Origin of the sequence: Citrobacter amalonaticus (assembly GCF_018323885.1) — a bacterium.
Classification (GTDB): domain Bacteria; phylum Pseudomonadota; class Gammaproteobacteria; order Enterobacterales; family Enterobacteriaceae; genus Citrobacter_A; species Citrobacter_A amalonaticus.
The window spans coordinates 79816-94644 of the sequence record NZ_AP024587.1 but is presented as its reverse complement, the minus strand read 5'-3'; the positions used below and the strand labels follow the sequence as shown (position 1 = coordinate 94644).

The window sequence follows — 14829 nt, the reverse complement described above, 5'->3', positions numbered from 1 at the left end:
GGGCAGTCCTGTCAGTTAGTGGTGGTGACCGGCTGGAGCTCTTCGAAGGAAAGGAGGTTAATCGTTCCACTCTCGTAGCTCAGCTTCAATCGGTAGGTTTTGTTCTGGTCCTTCAGGGGGGTTGTGATGGCTCCGTTGGTGGTGGAGGACTTCAGCGTGCCGCTGAACTCCACCACGCCCGGCTCATTCATGGCTCTGACTTCGGTCGTATCAAAGCGGGTGGTAATTCCACCCTTTTTGATGCGTTCAGCTTCAACGTCCAGAGCTTTTTTCAGGGTATCCCGACTGGCGGAGGGGACAAAACCGAGAATCATTTTCTGGTTGTTATCGATATTTTCCGGACTCACGTTCAAGCGCCAGTAAATAAAGGAACTGGCGAACATGGTCATGCCGGTTGCATCGGCGCTGTGAGAATCAGAGGAGAATGGATGGTTAAACGTCATGGGTGTGGTGATGGTTTTCTGGGTGGTGGCGAAATACCAAGCCAGAGAACCGGACAGAACGTTTGCCGCCACGCTAAATACCAATAAGGAAGAAAGTCCAATAAACGTGTACCTGAGTTGTTTATCGCGCTCTCCTTTTATATTCATCTTCATGGCAATTACGCTCTCCAGTGCCGGAAGCTTGAATCAGGTATCTGTCGGAAAGTGACTTTGAATAAAAGGGAGGGGAGATGCCAGTAACAGAAATTCAGTAGCCAGTAGGACCCCTGCCCTTTTTTTAGATACCTGACCAGTGCCCATAGCAAGCCCGCTATTATGGATAACTCCGTGGACATGTTATTGAGGACGCCCAGTACAATAAGTGGGGCCACAATAAGGATTTCATCGAGAGGTAAACCTAAATAGCGTTCCTGCTGATTGAGCGTTTCCGGGAAGTAGTATTTATCTTCTTCCCCACTCATAAATCAGCTCGCGATTGAGAAGGCGACGCGGGTGAAGATGATGCAGGCAACAATACCGACAAATACGAGCGGTGAGCGAGCTTTTATATAAATAAAGAGCCCCATGATGATTTCCGCGATATAGAACCACTTAACCAGGGATGAGCCCGACCCGAAAGTGCTGTCTACTGTTGACTGTTGTGATGCCAGTAAATCAGTACCCGCTGCTAATGCCGGATGCGCGACCATAAGTGAAATTAAAACCAGTCCTCCGTTTTTAATGAACTTTCTCATCTGTAAATTTTCGCGGGCCTTGCGGAATAAAGACGCTACCGCCCATCCCTTCACAGCGTTAAGGGCATTGCTTTTGGTGCTCATGCTTGTTTTCTCCGAGGTAAACAAAAAAGAGGTGCGTAAGTGCTTGTTTACGCGGGCGTAATTGTCCCATGACCCTAAAAAAAAAAAAACTGTGACGCATGTCACATTAATAATGAATAATTCGGATTTATCTGAATATGTAAGTGAGTAGGCTTTGTTGACCAGTAAGTTAGGAAATGGCCTACGGGATCTATAGCTATGAAAGTTAAAGAGAAAATGTGGGAGGGTCGCGGCCGTCCACGTAAGTTCCAGCCGGGTGAAGCTGTGGAGTGGCGATTGCGTGCTCCGGATAATCTGCTTATGGAACTGCGAATATGTGCCAGGGCTGGTAACAGGAGTGTGAATGATGAGATTATTGCCAGGCTTTTATTGTCTTTAAATTATCAACCAGGCAAGCCAGTTATTAAGACTGCAGAGGGTGAAAGGCTCATTGCACTGGCGGTGAGATTTGAGGAATGGCTTGGGAAATTACTTGATGATGAATCCAGTCAGGCGGTGAAAGAAATAGATGTCCCTCCAAAACAGGAGCAGTTATGGGTATGGAGGGAGGGTGAAAGGATTTTGCTTCCCGGAAAGACAACCGGCTATAGCATGCGTATTCCTGAAAATCTTGCAGATGAAATCAGGACGATGGCTAAGGTACATAACCGTAGTTTAAATGATGAAATGCTCACTCGTTTAATGAATACGCTCGGTTATTTTACGGAAAGGTTGCTTGACCAAAACGAGGATGCGCAGGCACTTAAAGTTCTGTGTATGGAGTTTGATGTGTTTCTAAAAGAAAAACTTAATGAGGTTGAGAAAGGCGACCTTTCGTGGGGTGGGGTGCTGTCCCAGTGATCGATGCGAGCCGGAGATTCCGGCTCGTAGACTTATTGTTTTTCGTTGATGAAGTGTCTAGATTCCGCCTCGTTCTCGGCAGTGTTTATGCCGCTTATAATCATATCAAGTGTATCTTCCAGGCTGCCTTCTCCGTCTTTACCTGTCATTTTTAAATACATCTCTGCAAGTAGTGTGGCTATAAGGACTGTGCCTTCGCGTGAACCGGCCGCTTTTCTTATGAGGTCTCTCCGATATCCTTCAATATCAAACTGGTTGCCATCTTCTCCGTCGCGTTTATAAACGAGCAGTCCAAGCCGTATTAATTCATTGCAGGTAGCTGACATGTTTGCTTCTCCTGCGGTAGCGCCGTTTTGCAGGTCTTGTTGAACAATGTCGCGAACTTCGCGTTCAATTTTATCTTTAAGGTATATGCCGACTCTTCCCATATTTCTTACCTGTTTTAAGTTAGTGTCGGAACCGACACTATGTATGGCCTGTTTGTAGATTTCTGTGTTGCTGTGCATGACGGTAATGGTCTGATACTGCTGTAAATTTCTGTTCTATACAGTAGTACAATCCAGCACTGTTATGTGCGACAGTGTGACACTGTGCGATATATAATTCAATGTAATTACGGTATATCTACAATTGTACGATTCATGTGATACGTACTGACACTAACAGGTGTCCGGATTATACGATAGTGTAGTGTCGGTATGTACGACATTAGACAACCACATTTCAATATCGCGCGAATTTTTCAAAGATATACGTCTGAAATTAAAAGAAAAATCTGCAAGACGAAGTCTTGCGTGGGGTGTGATGTTTTAAGAAGTTAGTAAAAAGCGGCATGTTAATACCACCATCTGGTTTGGTTTTGTTATTTCACATGGTTAATGAATGCGTGCCTCAGAGCGCTCACGCGCGTTTGTAGTGAATTAACTTGATTACAACGATCCGCCGGGGTATTTTTTAAAGCACCTCACCTACGTCCGTGTGTTTCGTTAAAAGGCCAAATCATGAAAATATCATTACTGCCTACAACATTGCTGACCCTTTCACTATCTGCTGGCGCTGCTCCCCAGATGTGCTTTGAACAAGCCGGGAAAGATTATCAAATTGATCCGCTGCTGCTTATGTCAATTTCGATTAAAGAGAGCAGACTTAAACCAAGAGCAATAAATGGATCAAACAGGGATGGAACAGAAGATGTGTGCGGGATGCAGGTGAATAGCTCACATTACGGCAAACTTAAAAACTTTAATATTACCCGTGAACGCCTCCTGAATGATCCATGTATATGCGTCTATACGGGCGCGTGGGTTCTGGCGCACAACTTCATATCATACGGAAAAAACTGGGACAGCGTTGGAATGTATAATACGGGACCGAGCAAAAGGCTAATCGTGAAGCGTAAAGCCTATGCTCAGGAGATTAAAAATATATATCGCGTATTGCTGGCCAGAAAAACGTTACTTTCTGAACGTCTCGCACCAGCTACTGAAAAGGATCGCAGAAGTCAAATGACAGAAACGGTATCGTTAAACATGGGGCAGTAAAAAACCGCTCTTTCGAGCGGCTCAATTTTCAGGCCTTCAGTTTTGCGAACTCCTCAGCCATTTTCCAGAGAACCTGATTTAATTTGATATCACCGTCTATTCCAGTGACTTCCCGCGTTCTGGTCATCTTTCCTTTTTCGGTTTTGCCACGAATCCCCCCACGGATCACATTTTCCTGCACAACGTTAAATGTGGTCCATAAATCCTGTCCTTTATCGAGAACACGGCGAGGATTAATAATTTGCTCCGGAGTAATTGGCGCTGGTTTTCCGTCATACTTAAGTTCCAGAGCTGTAGCACCAAAAAGGCGCTGCTCAGGCAAAGTAAGCTGTATGCTTTTCATCATATCTATATTTTCATCAACCGCGTCAAATGTTTCCAGCACCGTGTAAGCGCCTTCGATAACCTGCCCGACAATATCCCCTTTGTGTGGTACGCGAATTTCTCCAAAATCCTTCCATGCAACCAAACCATTACTACAAACCTGACGGAACATACCTGGGATCATTTTATAGCTACTTGAACCATCATGACTATTCAGCAGAATAATTTCCGGTACTTCCTTTCCGTTAATCTGGTCATGGCGACGCAGGCGAAGCATATGCTTTGTAAAGTCGCGTTTATCCTGGTCACGTGTACGTGACTGTGTTGCATAATACGGCTGAAAACCTTCATCACGTAAACGGTCGAGAATGACAATCGTTGGGATATACGTATAACGCTCTGACCGAGAATCGTGTTTCTCCTCAGAGAACGCGCTCGGAACAATGCGCTGTAATTCGTCATTCGTCAGCGGGCGGTCTTTACGGATTGACGTTGGCATACGATAGCGGCTTGCGAAACTGACCATAATTATTTACTCCTGATTATTTAGTTAGAGATGAAGAAATAACGCGATAAAAATTATCCAGCGGCACTTCAACTGCTACCGGACGACCAGCGACCACCCAGACAGAGATATAATCCGGGCATTCGTCATTAATTAATGTCAGCTCAGTGGCATTCACTGGCGGCGTAAAAATTGCTGGCTGTGACTCCCCTTCCGATGCAGTCAGAACCCAGCAAAACAGATCCGTGAACTGGGATGTAGTGAGTTCTGAATCACATCTTCCGGTAGATTCTTGAGCGGCGGTTTTGACGTTGACGTTTCGTGTGTGCATCCTGGTTTTCTCCTGTGGTGATGGTTGTCCATCTCCCTGGTGAGTTCTCTCGCGGCAAAGGGCAAAGGAGCAACGGCGAAGGGAGGAAGGAAAGGGGCGCAGACAAAAGTTTTTGCGGACCCTCGCAAAAAGTTTTGGCGGAGTTCATTTCACCCCTTGGATGACGACCCGACGGTGCTACGACCAGCCCTCCGCGTGAGGACACACGGGGGATGGCCTCACCGGGCGAACAGGATGCACACACCCGACACGTCGGAACGGCGTGGCGCCATTAAAGCGACGGCTTCAGCCGGCGCGGTGAAGGCGTTCCGGACGGCACGGCCGGAGAAGCCGCAGCCCTTGACCTCAGCCATCAGACCCTAGCCGTATGGCCCGAAACCCGAAGGGGTTCGGCGGAGCCTGGCGGCTGCGCAGCGGCTGCCCCGGCGGAGTGGGGCTCGACGACCGGACGGCAACGCTGGCCGGGAGCCGAAGGGGGCCATCGCCCTGCCCTTTTTTCGGGTTATGGCCATAACGAAGCATCTGATAAAGTTAACCAGCAGGACGCCGGTTCAAACGATCGTGAAGAAGAGATGCACGGCAACGGGGAAAGGCAGGAGCGCCGGAGGCGCTTTTGCCCTCCCCGCTTCCCCGAAGGGGAAGGGTTTTTGCGGTTGCCCCCGATGACATGCACCGGGGCACAGATTACCTATCAAATAGGATCTTCGTCTTCACCCCCGTTTTCCTGCTCATAGTGCATCATGGCCGTATTCAGCAGAGCATAAAATCCCTCGATGCCAGCCCCGTCCGGATCGCACTGTTCGCACAGGTGCAGCAGATTGGCCAGAAAATCCGTGATGATGGTTTGCACACTTTCACTTTCCCTGTTCAGCCCAGTTTTACGGGCAAATCTCCAGAGCAGGTCTGCAGCCAGCGCGGCGTGATCATCTGCGCTGCGGATTTTTAGCGGTTCAGGCTGCCCGCTCAGGCGTTCAGCCATTGTCTCCAGCACAGTAGCCGGAACAACGTTTAATGTGGTGCTTGTCATTTTTGTCTCTCCCTGCGGCAGGTCTGCCCTGCCGCTCTGTCAGTCAGGCGGCCACGGTGACCAGAAATTTTTTCATAGCATCCAGACGACTGCGAAATGCCAGACGTCCCTGCCAGTCATTGAAGTAATAAACGGGGGTATAACGCACGCGGTTTGCTTTCAGTGTCAGCGTATTACCGGTCACGACTTTCGCGGGAATACCCAGCAGTGCCAGTTGGATAAAGGCCATATCAGCCACCATTGGATCAATATCGGTGCAGGTGGCATACAGCTGTTCTGACGGGTTATATCCCGTTTCAGTCATCCAGTGTGCAAAGGCAATGACCATACCGGCGCTGCCACAGGCAGGCTCATCGAGCGTCATCCACCCCTCACGCTTTATCGTCTCCTGAGCGCCGGGCATGAGTAATCCGGCCATCAGGCGGGATATGCAGGACGGCGAGAAATATTGCCCCATTTCGTCCGCGCCCAGTTCCTGCTCCATATACAGTGAGCCGAGAAAATCATGAATATCACCTGCCAGCCCCTCCACTAACAGGCAGAACAGCTGCTTCATGGCTTCTAAATCGTCCGGCTGATACCGCCCGCAGATGCGACGGCTGTTTTCGATGTTCTCCGGCGAACGTATACGCGCCATATCCAGCTCGCTGGCAGCCAGGGTGATAAAGTCGCAGAACACTTCGGAACGGCGCAGATTTTTCGCAGTCTGACGGAACACACTGGCGAACTGTTTACGCGCCTCAACTGGCGACAGCATCCGGGCAGGTGCGGAAGCCCGCGGCGGCGGTTCGGCCTTGTCTTCCAGGAACAGGGATTCAAAACTCAGTTGTGACATAGTTTCTCCTTACCGGCCGCCCGCAGGCGGCCGTCTCCTGTTAAGCCAGACCCAAACCAGCGTAAACGGTGGTCATAAATTGCTGCCACTGTCCGAAGCGCAGCGCAGGCATGTGAGCGCGTTTTCCGGCACGGAGGGCATTTACAAATGCCTCGGCCTGTTCTACAGTTTGCGGGTCAAATTTCACGATCAATCTCCTTACTTTGGTTGTGATTGCCGGTTCACCGTTCCAGCGGCTACCCGGCGTTGAGAAAGCAGGGGCAACCCTGCTTTTTTAATGCGCTGAATTCAGCGGCGCATCGAGACAGAAACAGGTGATCACATCGCCAATCAGATCACTGAACGCCCAGACGGCGGAACATATCGGCGATAATGTTTCTACGGGTATAAGAAGCACCTGCAGCCTTCAAATCCTCCAGAACGTTCCATGCATAGCTCGCCTCATTGCCATAAATCGCAATGAGAGATGCTGTTTTAGGCTCAGAGCCTGACATGCGCTCATTCCCGGAACGGGCTTTTGCGGTCGGTGTGTTAACGTTCATTTTTCTGGCTCCTGTTTGATTAGGTTCCGTGCGGCGGCTGCCGCACGGGGTGAAACCGGATTTAAATGTTGATACCTGTGCGCTCGATCAGTCGTGCAAACTGTTTAAAGTGGTTCGCTTCGAGAACGTGGATATGACGGAACTGTTTATCCACGCCGCTGCTGAGTGCGTAGAAATAACTACAGCTCATTGTTTCCGGGCAGAGTCTGCGAAGCTTTTTCAGCTCAGCAAGGCTACTGAACTCCAGAACGTCCGCTTCCTCCGCTGAGTTTTTTTTCTGCTCTGCGACGAGGATCGTGTACGACACGGTTTTTCCCCCTATCTTCCTGGAAGATTCTTGAGCGGCGGTTTTGATGTTGACGTTTCGTGTGTGCATCCTGGTTTTCTCCTGTGGTGATGGTTGTCCATCTCCCTGGTGAGTTCTCTCGCGGCAAAGGGCAAAGGAGCAACGGCGAAGGGAGGAAGGAAAGGGGCGCAGACAAAAGTTTTTGCGGACCCTCGCAAAAAGTTTTGGCGGAGTTCATTTCACCCCTTGGATGACGACCCGACGGTGCTACGACCAGCCCTCCGCGTGAGGACACACGGGGGATGGCCTCACCGGGCGAACAGGATGCACACACCCGACACGTCGGAACGGCGTGGCGCCATTAAAGCGACGGCTTCAGCCGGCGCGGTGAAGGCGTTCCGGACGGCACGGCCGGAGAAGCCGCAGCCCTTGACCTCAGCCATCAGACCCTAGCCGTATGGCCCGAAACCCGAAGGGGTTCGGCGGAGCCTGGCGGCTGCGCAGCGGCTGCCCTGGCGGAGTGGGGCTCGACGACCGGACGGCAACGCTGGCCGGGAGCCGAAGGGGGCCATCGCCCTGCCCTTTTTTCAGGTTATGGCCATGAGTGAGCTGTGCCATCACTTCCGCATTTAGATCTTCGGCGAGGCGAGGAAGGTTTGAATACTTTAATTATTAATGCTAATGTACGCATCCATTAGCATTAATATACGGTGCATAAAATGTCTGAGGAATCCCAGACTGAACAGTCCCGCGCTTATTTTTTCCGCAACTTTAAGTACACCCTCGAACATCTGGCCAGAGATTACCAGGCAGAGCTGCAGCTTTATTCCGATGATTCGTGGGAATTTCCTCAACGTGCTGCACGTCTTAGTGCTGCAGTTAAACGCTATAAAACCTATCGGATGCTGTGTTTTATTTTTGAAATAGCTGACAGCATAGATCTCGATTTAACGCCGCTGATTGTAAAGCGCCTCTGTACACGCCTGTTCGGCAGATCCGGAAGTCAGGATATGATAGTCGCCATCTTTGGCCAGAAAGGTCGCCAGCACCGCAGCAGTGACAACACCCCTGCCATACTCGATGAAATTGCCGCCCGCTACCGTCTTGCCGCACATTCCTGCCTGGCCTCCACACTCAGTGATATCGAAAGTGTGAAAAAGAATTATCAGGAAGGCATTCGTGCAGCAAGGAACAGGGAAAAATAATCTTCACAATTTAATGCTAATGGATGCGTACATTAGCATTAACATGTAATACATATGTAACACGTGAAGGGAAGAGAGCGGGCGCTGCCGCCCTGCCCCGTACCCCGGAGGGGTACTACCCTTCCATAGTTCATACTTGCGGTCGCACAGAAGGGGAAAAAGGGGCTGCCAGCGGGCTGACAACCCCTTCATAAAGGCGCTTGTGGTCTGACCGAACGACACCAGAAGCCCTGAAAAGGCGGGGTTTCCCCCGCCTTCAGGTAGCTTACTTACCGGATTCGTAGGCCATAAAAGCCGCCACCTCCCTGTTCGTATCCCTGTACCGTATTTCGCAGAGCGATTTACGGGTCAGGTAAGTGAATATTAGCAGTGTGAGACACACTATTAACACGCACCAGAGCAGGGTACTTCTTGGCAGTTTCATAGCTTACTTCTCCTTGCCTTTCGGCAGGTAAGCGGCTAATCTGATGTTGTCTAGGCATACAGATTAAGCCTCGTGGTTAATGAGAATTAACTTCGGGGCTTTCTGCTTTCTGCCTCACAACACCTAACAAACCAACCAAACGTCATGAGACAAAAAGCCTCAAGCGCCATTGCCATTATATCCCGTTGTCGATCATCTGCCCAGGAATAACAGTCCGAAGACTGTATAAATCCTCATCTTTTTTCCGTGTCATTCAGTCCCTTAAATCCCAGAGCCTCACGTATATCAGCAGCTCGCTGTTCGCTTCCGGCGGCCACGCCAGCGTTATAGACAAAGCTGATCAACGCCTGCAACATTTCCCAGTCATCCCGCTCCAGCCGGGCATCGAGACGGTACAGGATCTTCCCGCTTTCAGCATGCCGGAACACGGTTCCTGTTTCTTTTTTATCGAACCTGCGGCTGATTATGCTCAATATCCCTCCCGGTTATCCGTACCTTCGGACCACTCCCGGATCTGGTCTTCGAGCGCCTCAAGGTGCTTGTCTATACTCTCAGCAAGCTGCTCGCTTTCGGTTTCCAGCCACCCACTCAGTCCGTCCCACTCGCAACACATCTCTTTCAGCTTTGCCGACATGGTACGGAGCTTATTACGCTGGCTGCGTGCGACCTTCAGCTCCGTTTTACAGGGGTTGTTTCTCACTCTGCCTCCTGCTGATACTTCAGTTTATTCGGTACCTGCCAGCGCTCAGCGGTACGGAGATGTTCTGGCGTCTCCCGGACGATAAACGGTATTTCGTACATGACGGCATACAGCGGCTCGCCGCTCATGCTAAGCCAGTCAAGTTCTTTCAGCGACGCGAACCGCGACTGCCAGCGCCAGAACATTGTGGCAAGCTCAGCCGCGTCAAACTCGTCGCTCCACCGGGTGTACCAGGAGCAGACGGTTTCCGGCGACTGAAAATTCAGGTCGATTTTTGCCTGCTCCAGCAGGTTCTGGCGCAGTTTCCAGCGCTGTTCATATTCACGAGACTGGCGGCGCAGCTGGCGCGTGGTCTTAATGCCGGACCTGTGCAGTCGTCGACCTGTGCGGGTGTGCATGACTTCAGGAAACAGTTCAGCCTGGACGTCAATCGTGAGCGGCAACGGGCAGGCTTCACCACAGGTGGCGATCATCGTGTTAAGCGCCTCCTCGACCTGTTTCAGGTTCGAATGACGGTTATTTGGCACCCAGTGCAGGCCAGGTATTTTATTGGCCACCGTGGCGTTGAGGCGTCCGCTGCCCGCGAGAAGGCGCAGAAAGGTACGCACATACGGCATTGCGGGCAGTCGTGCGCCGCGTTCGCGAGCAGATTCAACATGGCTTATAGCCTGTATTGCAGCCTGACGGGCTGGCTTCAGGGAAACGAGAGCGTGTGAGGACGGTATCATGCTGTCACCTCCCCGCTCATCAGGTTTGCCACGGTGCGAGCAGTGCAGTTAAAGCGGCGCATGCCTGCCATCTGCGCGATCAGTTGACTTATCCGGTCAGGCAGGAGCGTGTCGCTCTGATAAAGGGTACGCACCACTTCACCGCCGGATGAGAGCAGCACCAGAAGCCAGTACGGCGAGACTTCGCCGGGGCTGCATACGCACAGATGCCAGTCATCACTGCCGTCCGCGCTGAAGCGGCACTGTACGGGGAAGAAACCACCAAACTCGCTGCGGTATTCAGCGCAGACGCGCCATCCTTCAGGTGACGACAGGAGGCTGGTCACGGCATCGCTGAGGGCGCGGCGCGCGCCCTCACCCTGCTGACGGATAGACTCCAGGTCGGAGGCGGTCAGCGTGTTGATTCGGTTCAGGTCATATTGCATGGTCATGTCTGTTCCCGCCGCCCGAAGGCGGCGGCCTCCCGTATTAAGCAGCGTGGTCAGTGGTGTCAGCGTCGGTTTCAGTGGTTTCTTCAGCCTGAGAGGCTGGCGCAGGGCGCACCATCCAGTCAGGCAGCCAGCCTTGAGCATTTAGATCCTGTTCGGCGGCCTTCGCCGCATCGCGGCGCTTGAGCTTCACAACCTCACCCGCACGGGCGTTCAGTCCGGCTTCTTCATATGCCCTGCCAATCTGGGTAATCGTGAGCTTCCCGAAATAGCTCTCTGCATCAGGCTGCCACCATTTGCGCAGGTTAAAGTCCAGCGCCGCTTCCAGCCCGTCCAACTCACTGGTGTCCGTGCGGTTATACAGGCGTTCCTGAATACCGTTGATACCGTGCGCAGCACAGAATCCCAGCAGGGTGTTCACCTGCTCTGCTGACCATGACATCAGCCAGGTGAAATCAAGATGCCAGTCTTCGGGCAGTGTGGCCTGAAGCGCCTTTTTCTGCTCTTGAAGCGCCGTCAGCGCCTTCCCTTCTTCACCGGAGGGAGCCAGTGATGCAAGGTGGTACTGATTAGAGGACACATAGGCTTTCAGCGGTTCATTGCGCTTGCCGTGAGTGCGGTCAAAGAGCGCAAGACACAGCGTCCACGTAAGGAGCGCCACCGATACATCGGGCCGACCCGCCAGTTCCGCCTGAACGGCGAGAGTGCGCTCCGCAGACATGGCCTTAACCAGCGTTGCCGGATAGGCGTCAGCGGGAATTTCAGGCGTGGTGTATGTGATCACATTACTTTCACGTTCCTGACGTGCCTGTTCTTGTGCGGCCCTGTCTTCGTCGGTCAGCTTGCGTATACCAGGCTGAACCTGAAAATTGTCTCCATCCCATGACACCCAGATACCGTGCGCGGCGCGAAATTCCGGCGTGGCTTCGCGGTAAGTCGCCTCGCAGTATATGTCATCGATCTCCTGCTGAAGCTCATATTCATCCTCGTGGGTTTCAGTCGCTTCCATTTTCTCTTCAAGTTCATTGACGCGCCTCTGTTCTTCTTCCGTCAGCACCGCCTCCGGCATGGCAAAACGGTACTGTTCACTGTCATCGCCGCTGCCGCAAAGTTCCGTCATACGGAACTCAGCCCAGCCCCAGCCCTGCTCCTGCTTAAGACGGGCGGCGAGCACGGTGAGCTTGCCAGCCAACAGGGATTTCACCAGTGAAGCGTCGGCAAAGGTGCTGTCCCTGTCACTGAACAGATCGGCGGTTAGCATACCGCCAGCAGCGGTATAGGCTTCCTCGCCTACATACGCAAACATAGGGTGACTGATGGCCATTTTGTCGTCGGTCACCATTTTGCGCAGGGTCTGTACAGCAGGATCTCGCCATTTTTCAACAGCCTCTTTCCAGACCTGCTCCTGACGCTCATGGGTGTCAGCAAGGGTGAGGACTTCACACTGTTCAAGAGATATTTCATCCCGCGCCAGCGCATCCAGCAGGGAGGGGGCTAGATTTGCCAGCTTCAGGCAGCGCTGAACGTGGCGCGGGTGGTAGCCCATCAGTGCGCCGATTTGAGAGGCCGTTTTACCTTCCTGCTCAAGTGTGCGAAAACCGATTATCTGCTCGGCGGGATGCATGTTTTTACGTCTGCCGTTCTCAATCATCGAGGCCGCCACTGCCATCTCCACGGGCAGGACTTTCACCGGAACAAACGGCGTGTCTGCATCGAGTACACCGCGCATCACCAGAATGCCTGTGCCTCTACGGCGCCCCTCCCCGCCGACAATGCCGATCGTACCGTCCGGCAGTTCTGCACCGATCAGGTTTTGCAGGATGCCCATTGCCTGAATGCTGTCTGCCATCTCTTCCACTTCCTGATCGGTATGCGTAATGATGCGCGTGTTTAAGTCAGTGCGTGACAGGCGGGAGTACGGGAAGATTTGTACGGGTGTATCAGCGAGCAGCTGGACGAGCTTCTGCTCGGTAGACTGCGCGATTTTTTCCGCAGATTTTGTCTGACGGGTGGTCTTAGCGGTTTTTTTTGCCGTAGTATTAGTGGCGACCATGATTTTTACCTCTCAGTGATAGTTGTGGTTAGTCGTGGCCGGATTGCCCTCCGGTCACGGCACTCGGTTAATCGGTAATGCGTTTCGGGTGTGCAACCAATGCAGCAAAGGACGGATAGCCGTCGAGTACCTGCATCATGACTTTCGCCCCTTCCAGCATTACTGCATCCGTTATGCTGGCGCTGTTTTTACACACGTTGATCGTTGCCACGATCCCCGATTTCACATCTGAAAAACGCTCATACATGCGATTGCTGAAGAGGACACGTTTGTCCCCTGCCATCACCTGCCAGTTGTTGCAGTCATTAAAACGGGTGTCCACGTTGTCAAACTCGACCACGTGGGTGTCGCTGGCCTGAATGCGCAACAGCTTCACGATTTCGGTGCTCTGCCCGACCTTTCTGGTCGCTGGACGGTTGTTAAGGTTCTGCATGTTTCCTCCTTTTATGGGTTAAGGCCGGACATCCGGCCTCCGGTTACAACTGCACGTATTGCAGGTTGCGTTTCAGTTCAAAAAGAAAATCCGGTTCAAACGACCAGGCATGCCAGTTAAGCCTTCCGTTGGTGCGGATCTCCACCTGCACATCACCGTATCTGGACACATCGGACACGGTGACAGTGACGCCCGCTTTCAGCGCAGTGGCCTGAGCCACCCACTCCTGCGCGACAGAAACAGGGTTTTGTTCTTCCCCCATCTTCCTGGAAGATTCTTGAGCGGCGGTTTTGACGTTGACGTTTCGTGTGTGCATCCTGGTTTTCTCCTGTGGTGATGGTTGTCCATCTCCCTGGTGAGTTCTCTCGCGGCAAAGGGCAAAGGAGCAACGGCGAAGGGAGGAAGGAAAGGGGCGCAGACAAAAGTTTTTGCGGACCCTCGCAAAAAGTTTTGGCGGAGTTCATTTCACCCCTTGGATGACGACCCGACGGTGCTACGACCAGCCCTCCGCGTGAGGACACACGGGGGATGGCCTCACCGGGCGAACAGGATGCACACACCCGACACGTCGGAACGGCGTGGCGCCATTAAAGCGACGGCTTCAGCCGGCGCGGTGAAGGCGTTCCGGACGGCACGGCCGGAGAAGCCGCAGCCCTTGACCTCAGCCATCAGACCCTAGCCGTATGGCCCGAAACCCGAAGGGGTTCGGCGGAGCCTGGCGGCTGCGCAGCGGCTGCCCTGGCGGAGTGGGGCTCGACGACCGGACAGCAACGCTGGCCGGGAGCCGAAGGGGGCCCAAAAAAGGGATTCAGGTGTTTTCAGAGGATTTGCTGATCGGGTTTCAGAGTCGGTGACCACGCCACGCCACGCCACGCCACGCCACGCCACGCCACGCCACGCCACGCCACGCCACGCCACGCCACGCCACGCCACGCCACGCCACGCCACGCCACGCCACGCAGGACCGTATCAGTGACAATTTGCCCTCACAATACTGTTCATCAGAATCGCCACGGGATCAGACCAGGGCGGGAGGAGGCAGCGCCGCAGGCGCTGGCCTTGCCGCCCCGTCAGCCCGAAGGGATGACGGGGTTTTCGCGCGCGAACAGGCGGCGCATATGCCCCGCCCGGATTATTTACTGTCCGTCGCCCTGACCGCCCTGGAGAATGAAGTGGCCGCAAAGATAGACGGCACACTGGCGGGTAGCTGATTCGCAGATCTCATCAAGCACTTTCGCTGTGGTTACGGGGCTGAGCCTGATTCGCGCCTTCTCTCGTTGATGAGCGTTTTATACTGGCGCAGGATACTGCGGGTTTCGGGTGTCAGTTGCATGGTGTTCTCCTTTAATCGGGCGGCATCGCCGCC

At 52.9% G+C, this 14829-nt stretch carries 24 protein-coding genes and 1 pseudogene; 3 read left to right on the top strand and 22 right to left on the bottom strand.

Going from position 1 to position 14829, the window contains the following annotated elements; genetic code table 11:
- Positions 1–11 precede the first annotated feature (11 nt).
- The 3 genes from KI228_RS23805 to KI228_RS23795 are packed head-to-tail and all read right to left on the bottom strand — an operon-like array spanning position 12 to position 1261.
- Positions 12–596, bottom strand: a complete 585-nt coding sequence (locus tag KI228_RS23805; protein ID WP_141227186.1) for a TraE/TraK family type IV conjugative transfer system protein — start codon at positions 594–596, stop codon at positions 12–14.
- Between the two features lie 5 nt (positions 597–601).
- Positions 602–904 carry a type IV conjugative transfer system protein TraL gene (traL, locus tag KI228_RS23800; protein ID WP_141227185.1) on the bottom strand — a complete coding sequence of 101 codons (303 nt, stop codon included), beginning with the start codon at positions 902–904 and terminating at the stop codon, positions 602–604.
- 3 nt (positions 905–907) lie between these two features.
- Positions 908–1261, bottom strand: a complete 354-nt coding sequence (locus KI228_RS23795) for a type IV conjugative transfer system pilin TraA (RefSeq protein WP_141227184.1) — start codon at positions 1259–1261, stop codon at positions 908–910.
- A gap of 198 nt (positions 1262–1459) precedes the next feature.
- On the opposite strand from KI228_RS23795, the gene KI228_RS23790 reads away from it, so the two are divergent.
- Complete coding sequence (locus KI228_RS23790; RefSeq protein WP_141227183.1) at positions 1460–2101, top strand: Arc family DNA-binding protein; 642 nt, start codon at positions 1460–1462, stop codon at positions 2099–2101.
- A gap of 32 nt (positions 2102–2133) precedes the next feature.
- On the opposite strand, the gene KI228_RS23785 is transcribed toward KI228_RS23790, so the two are convergent.
- Positions 2134–2529: a relaxosome protein TraM gene (locus KI228_RS23785; RefSeq protein ID WP_141227182.1), complete on the bottom strand. Its 396-nt coding sequence runs from the start codon at positions 2527–2529 to the stop codon at positions 2134–2136.
- A gap of 573 nt (positions 2530–3102) precedes the next feature.
- On the opposite strand from KI228_RS23785, the gene KI228_RS23780 reads away from it, so the two are divergent.
- Positions 3103–3642: a lytic transglycosylase domain-containing protein gene (locus KI228_RS23780; protein ID WP_141227181.1), complete on the top strand. Its 540-nt coding sequence runs from the start codon at positions 3103–3105 to the stop codon at positions 3640–3642.
- 28 nt (positions 3643–3670) lie between these two features.
- Here KI228_RS23780 and KI228_RS23775 read toward each other — a convergent pair whose 3' ends face one another.
- From KI228_RS23775 to KI228_RS23745, 7 genes are all read right to left on the bottom strand, one after another.
- The gene (locus KI228_RS23775; protein WP_141227180.1) at positions 3671–4492 is read right to left on the bottom strand and encodes a DUF932 domain-containing protein; all 822 of its coding nucleotides are present in this window, start codon (positions 4490–4492) and stop codon (positions 3671–3673) included.
- A 16-nt stretch (positions 4493–4508) separates the two neighbouring features.
- Complete coding sequence (locus tag KI228_RS23770) at positions 4509–4802, bottom strand: hypothetical protein (RefSeq protein ID WP_071580395.1); 294 nt, start codon at positions 4800–4802, stop codon at positions 4509–4511.
- Positions 4803–5493: 691 nt separating this feature from the next.
- Entirely contained in the window at positions 5494–5829 is a 336-nt protein-coding gene (locus KI228_RS23765) for a hypothetical protein (RefSeq protein WP_141227240.1), read from the bottom strand.
- Positions 5830–5872: 43 nt separating this feature from the next.
- On the bottom strand, positions 5873–6664 hold the full coding sequence (locus KI228_RS23760) for an N-6 DNA methylase (RefSeq protein ID WP_141227239.1): 792 nt from the start codon (positions 6662–6664) through the stop codon (positions 5873–5875).
- 40 nt (positions 6665–6704) lie between these two features.
- Positions 6705–6851, bottom strand: coding sequence for a hypothetical protein (locus KI228_RS23755; RefSeq protein ID WP_047353114.1), 147 nt, complete (start codon positions 6849–6851; stop codon positions 6705–6707).
- A gap of 148 nt (positions 6852–6999) precedes the next feature.
- Positions 7000–7206 (bottom strand): hypothetical protein, encoded by a 207-nt coding sequence (locus tag KI228_RS23750; RefSeq protein ID WP_141227238.1) that lies wholly within the window; start codon positions 7204–7206, stop codon positions 7000–7002.
- Between the two features lie 61 nt (positions 7207–7267).
- Positions 7268–7582 carry a hypothetical protein gene (locus KI228_RS23745; protein ID WP_141227237.1) on the bottom strand — a complete coding sequence of 105 codons (315 nt, stop codon included), beginning with the start codon at positions 7580–7582 and terminating at the stop codon, positions 7268–7270.
- A 629-nt stretch (positions 7583–8211) separates the two neighbouring features.
- Between KI228_RS23745 and KI228_RS23740 the strand changes: the two genes are divergently transcribed.
- Complete coding sequence (locus KI228_RS23740; protein WP_141227236.1) at positions 8212–8697, top strand: cytoplasmic protein; 486 nt, start codon at positions 8212–8214, stop codon at positions 8695–8697.
- Positions 8698–8962: 265 nt separating this feature from the next.
- Here the strand turns inward: KI228_RS23740 and KI228_RS23735 are convergent, their stop codons facing one another.
- The 11 genes and pseudogenes from KI228_RS23735 to KI228_RS23695 all read right to left on the bottom strand — a co-directional run bounded on the left by KI228_RS23735 (position 8963) and on the right by KI228_RS23695 (position 14796).
- Positions 8963–9088 (bottom strand): type I toxin-antitoxin system Hok family toxin, encoded by a 126-nt coding sequence (locus KI228_RS23735; RefSeq protein WP_223540704.1) that lies wholly within the window; start codon positions 9086–9088, stop codon positions 8963–8965.
- The gene (locus KI228_RS24435; protein WP_224267613.1) at positions 9039–9179 is read right to left on the bottom strand and encodes a DUF5431 family protein; all 141 of its coding nucleotides are present in this window, start codon (positions 9177–9179) and stop codon (positions 9039–9041) included. The genes KI228_RS23735 and KI228_RS24435 overlap by 50 nt, the downstream gene beginning before the upstream one ends.
- Before the next feature lie 175 nt (positions 9180–9354).
- On the bottom strand, positions 9355–9549 hold the full coding sequence (locus KI228_RS23730) for a hypothetical protein (RefSeq protein ID WP_141227246.1): 195 nt from the start codon (positions 9547–9549) through the stop codon (positions 9355–9357).
- Between the two features lie 41 nt (positions 9550–9590).
- A complete protein-coding gene (locus tag KI228_RS23725; RefSeq protein ID WP_102889948.1) occupies positions 9591–9821 on the bottom strand; it encodes a hypothetical protein in 231 nt (76 codons plus the stop codon).
- Positions 9818–10549: a plasmid SOS inhibition protein A gene (locus KI228_RS23720; RefSeq protein ID WP_141227235.1), complete on the bottom strand. Its 732-nt coding sequence runs from the start codon at positions 10547–10549 to the stop codon at positions 9818–9820. Before KI228_RS23720 ends, KI228_RS23725 begins: the two co-directional genes overlap by 4 nt.
- The gene (gene psiB / locus KI228_RS23715) at positions 10546–10980 is read right to left on the bottom strand and encodes a conjugation system SOS inhibitor PsiB (protein WP_141227234.1); all 435 of its coding nucleotides are present in this window, start codon (positions 10978–10980) and stop codon (positions 10546–10548) included. The genes KI228_RS23720 and psiB overlap by 4 nt, the downstream gene beginning before the upstream one ends.
- A gap of 37 nt (positions 10981–11017) precedes the next feature.
- Positions 11018–13030: a ParB/RepB/Spo0J family partition protein gene (locus tag KI228_RS23710; RefSeq protein WP_141227233.1), complete on the bottom strand. Its 2013-nt coding sequence runs from the start codon at positions 13028–13030 to the stop codon at positions 11018–11020.
- Positions 13031–13097: 67 nt separating this feature from the next.
- On the bottom strand, positions 13098–13463 hold the full coding sequence (locus KI228_RS23705; protein WP_141227232.1) for a hypothetical protein: 366 nt from the start codon (positions 13461–13463) through the stop codon (positions 13098–13100).
- Between the two features lie 43 nt (positions 13464–13506).
- Entirely contained in the window at positions 13507–13779 is a 273-nt protein-coding gene (locus KI228_RS23700) for a hypothetical protein (RefSeq protein WP_141227231.1), read from the bottom strand.
- A gap of 502 nt (positions 13780–14281) precedes the next feature.
- Positions 14282–14416 carry a hypothetical protein gene (locus KI228_RS24495; RefSeq protein ID WP_263440520.1) on the bottom strand — a complete coding sequence of 45 codons (135 nt, stop codon included), beginning with the start codon at positions 14414–14416 and terminating at the stop codon, positions 14282–14284.
- Positions 14417–14599: 183 nt separating this feature from the next.
- Positions 14600–14796 (bottom strand): annotated as a pseudogene (locus KI228_RS23695) (hypothetical protein).
- Between the last annotated feature and the right edge of the window lie 33 nt (positions 14797–14829).

Excerpts from the sequence above, each read along its gene's own strand:
- KI228_RS23805 (WP_141227186.1), bottom strand. The coding sequence starts at position 596 with ATGAAGATGAATATAAAAGGAGAGCGCGATAAACAACTCAGGTACACG.
- traL (WP_141227185.1), bottom strand. The coding sequence starts at position 904 with ATGAGTGGGGAAGAAGATAAATACTACTTCCCGGAAACGCTCAATCAG.
- KI228_RS23795 (WP_141227184.1), bottom strand. The coding sequence starts at position 1,261 with ATGAGCACCAAAAGCAATGCCCTTAACGCTGTGAAGGGATGGGCGGTA.
- KI228_RS23790 (WP_141227183.1), top strand. The coding sequence starts at position 1,460 with ATGAAAGTTAAAGAGAAAATGTGGGAGGGTCGCGGCCGTCCACGTAAG.
- KI228_RS23785 (WP_141227182.1), bottom strand. The coding sequence starts at position 2,529 with ATGGGAAGAGTCGGCATATACCTTAAAGATAAAATTGAACGCGAAGTT.
- KI228_RS23780 (WP_141227181.1), top strand. The coding sequence starts at position 3,103 with ATGAAAATATCATTACTGCCTACAACATTGCTGACCCTTTCACTATCT.
- KI228_RS23775 (WP_141227180.1), bottom strand. The coding sequence starts at position 4,492 with ATGGTCAGTTTCGCAAGCCGCTATCGTATGCCAACGTCAATCCGTAAA.
- KI228_RS23770 (WP_071580395.1), bottom strand. The coding sequence starts at position 4,802 with ATGCACACACGAAACGTCAACGTCAAAACCGCCGCTCAAGAATCTACC.
- KI228_RS23765 (WP_141227240.1), bottom strand. The coding sequence starts at position 5,829 with ATGACAAGCACCACATTAAACGTTGTTCCGGCTACTGTGCTGGAGACA.
- KI228_RS23760 (WP_141227239.1), bottom strand. The coding sequence starts at position 6,664 with ATGTCACAACTGAGTTTTGAATCCCTGTTCCTGGAAGACAAGGCCGAA.
- KI228_RS23750 (WP_141227238.1), bottom strand. The coding sequence starts at position 7,206 with ATGAACGTTAACACACCGACCGCAAAAGCCCGTTCCGGGAATGAGCGC.
- KI228_RS23745 (WP_141227237.1), bottom strand. The coding sequence starts at position 7,582 with ATGCACACACGAAACGTCAACATCAAAACCGCCGCTCAAGAATCTTCC.
- KI228_RS23740 (WP_141227236.1), top strand. The coding sequence starts at position 8,212 with ATGTCTGAGGAATCCCAGACTGAACAGTCCCGCGCTTATTTTTTCCGC.
- KI228_RS24435 (WP_224267613.1), bottom strand. The coding sequence starts at position 9,179 with ATGCCTAGACAACATCAGATTAGCCGCTTACCTGCCGAAAGGCAAGGA.
- KI228_RS23720 (WP_141227235.1), bottom strand. The coding sequence starts at position 10,549 with ATGATACCGTCCTCACACGCTCTCGTTTCCCTGAAGCCAGCCCGTCAG.
- psiB (WP_141227234.1), bottom strand. The coding sequence starts at position 10,980 with ATGACCATGCAATATGACCTGAACCGAATCAACACGCTGACCGCCTCC.
- KI228_RS23710 (WP_141227233.1), bottom strand. The coding sequence starts at position 13,030 with ATGGTCGCCACTAATACTACGGCAAAAAAAACCGCTAAGACCACCCGT.
- KI228_RS23705 (WP_141227232.1), bottom strand. The coding sequence starts at position 13,463 with ATGCAGAACCTTAACAACCGTCCAGCGACCAGAAAGGTCGGGCAGAGC.
- KI228_RS23700 (WP_141227231.1), bottom strand. The coding sequence starts at position 13,779 with ATGCACACACGAAACGTCAACGTCAAAACCGCCGCTCAAGAATCTTCC.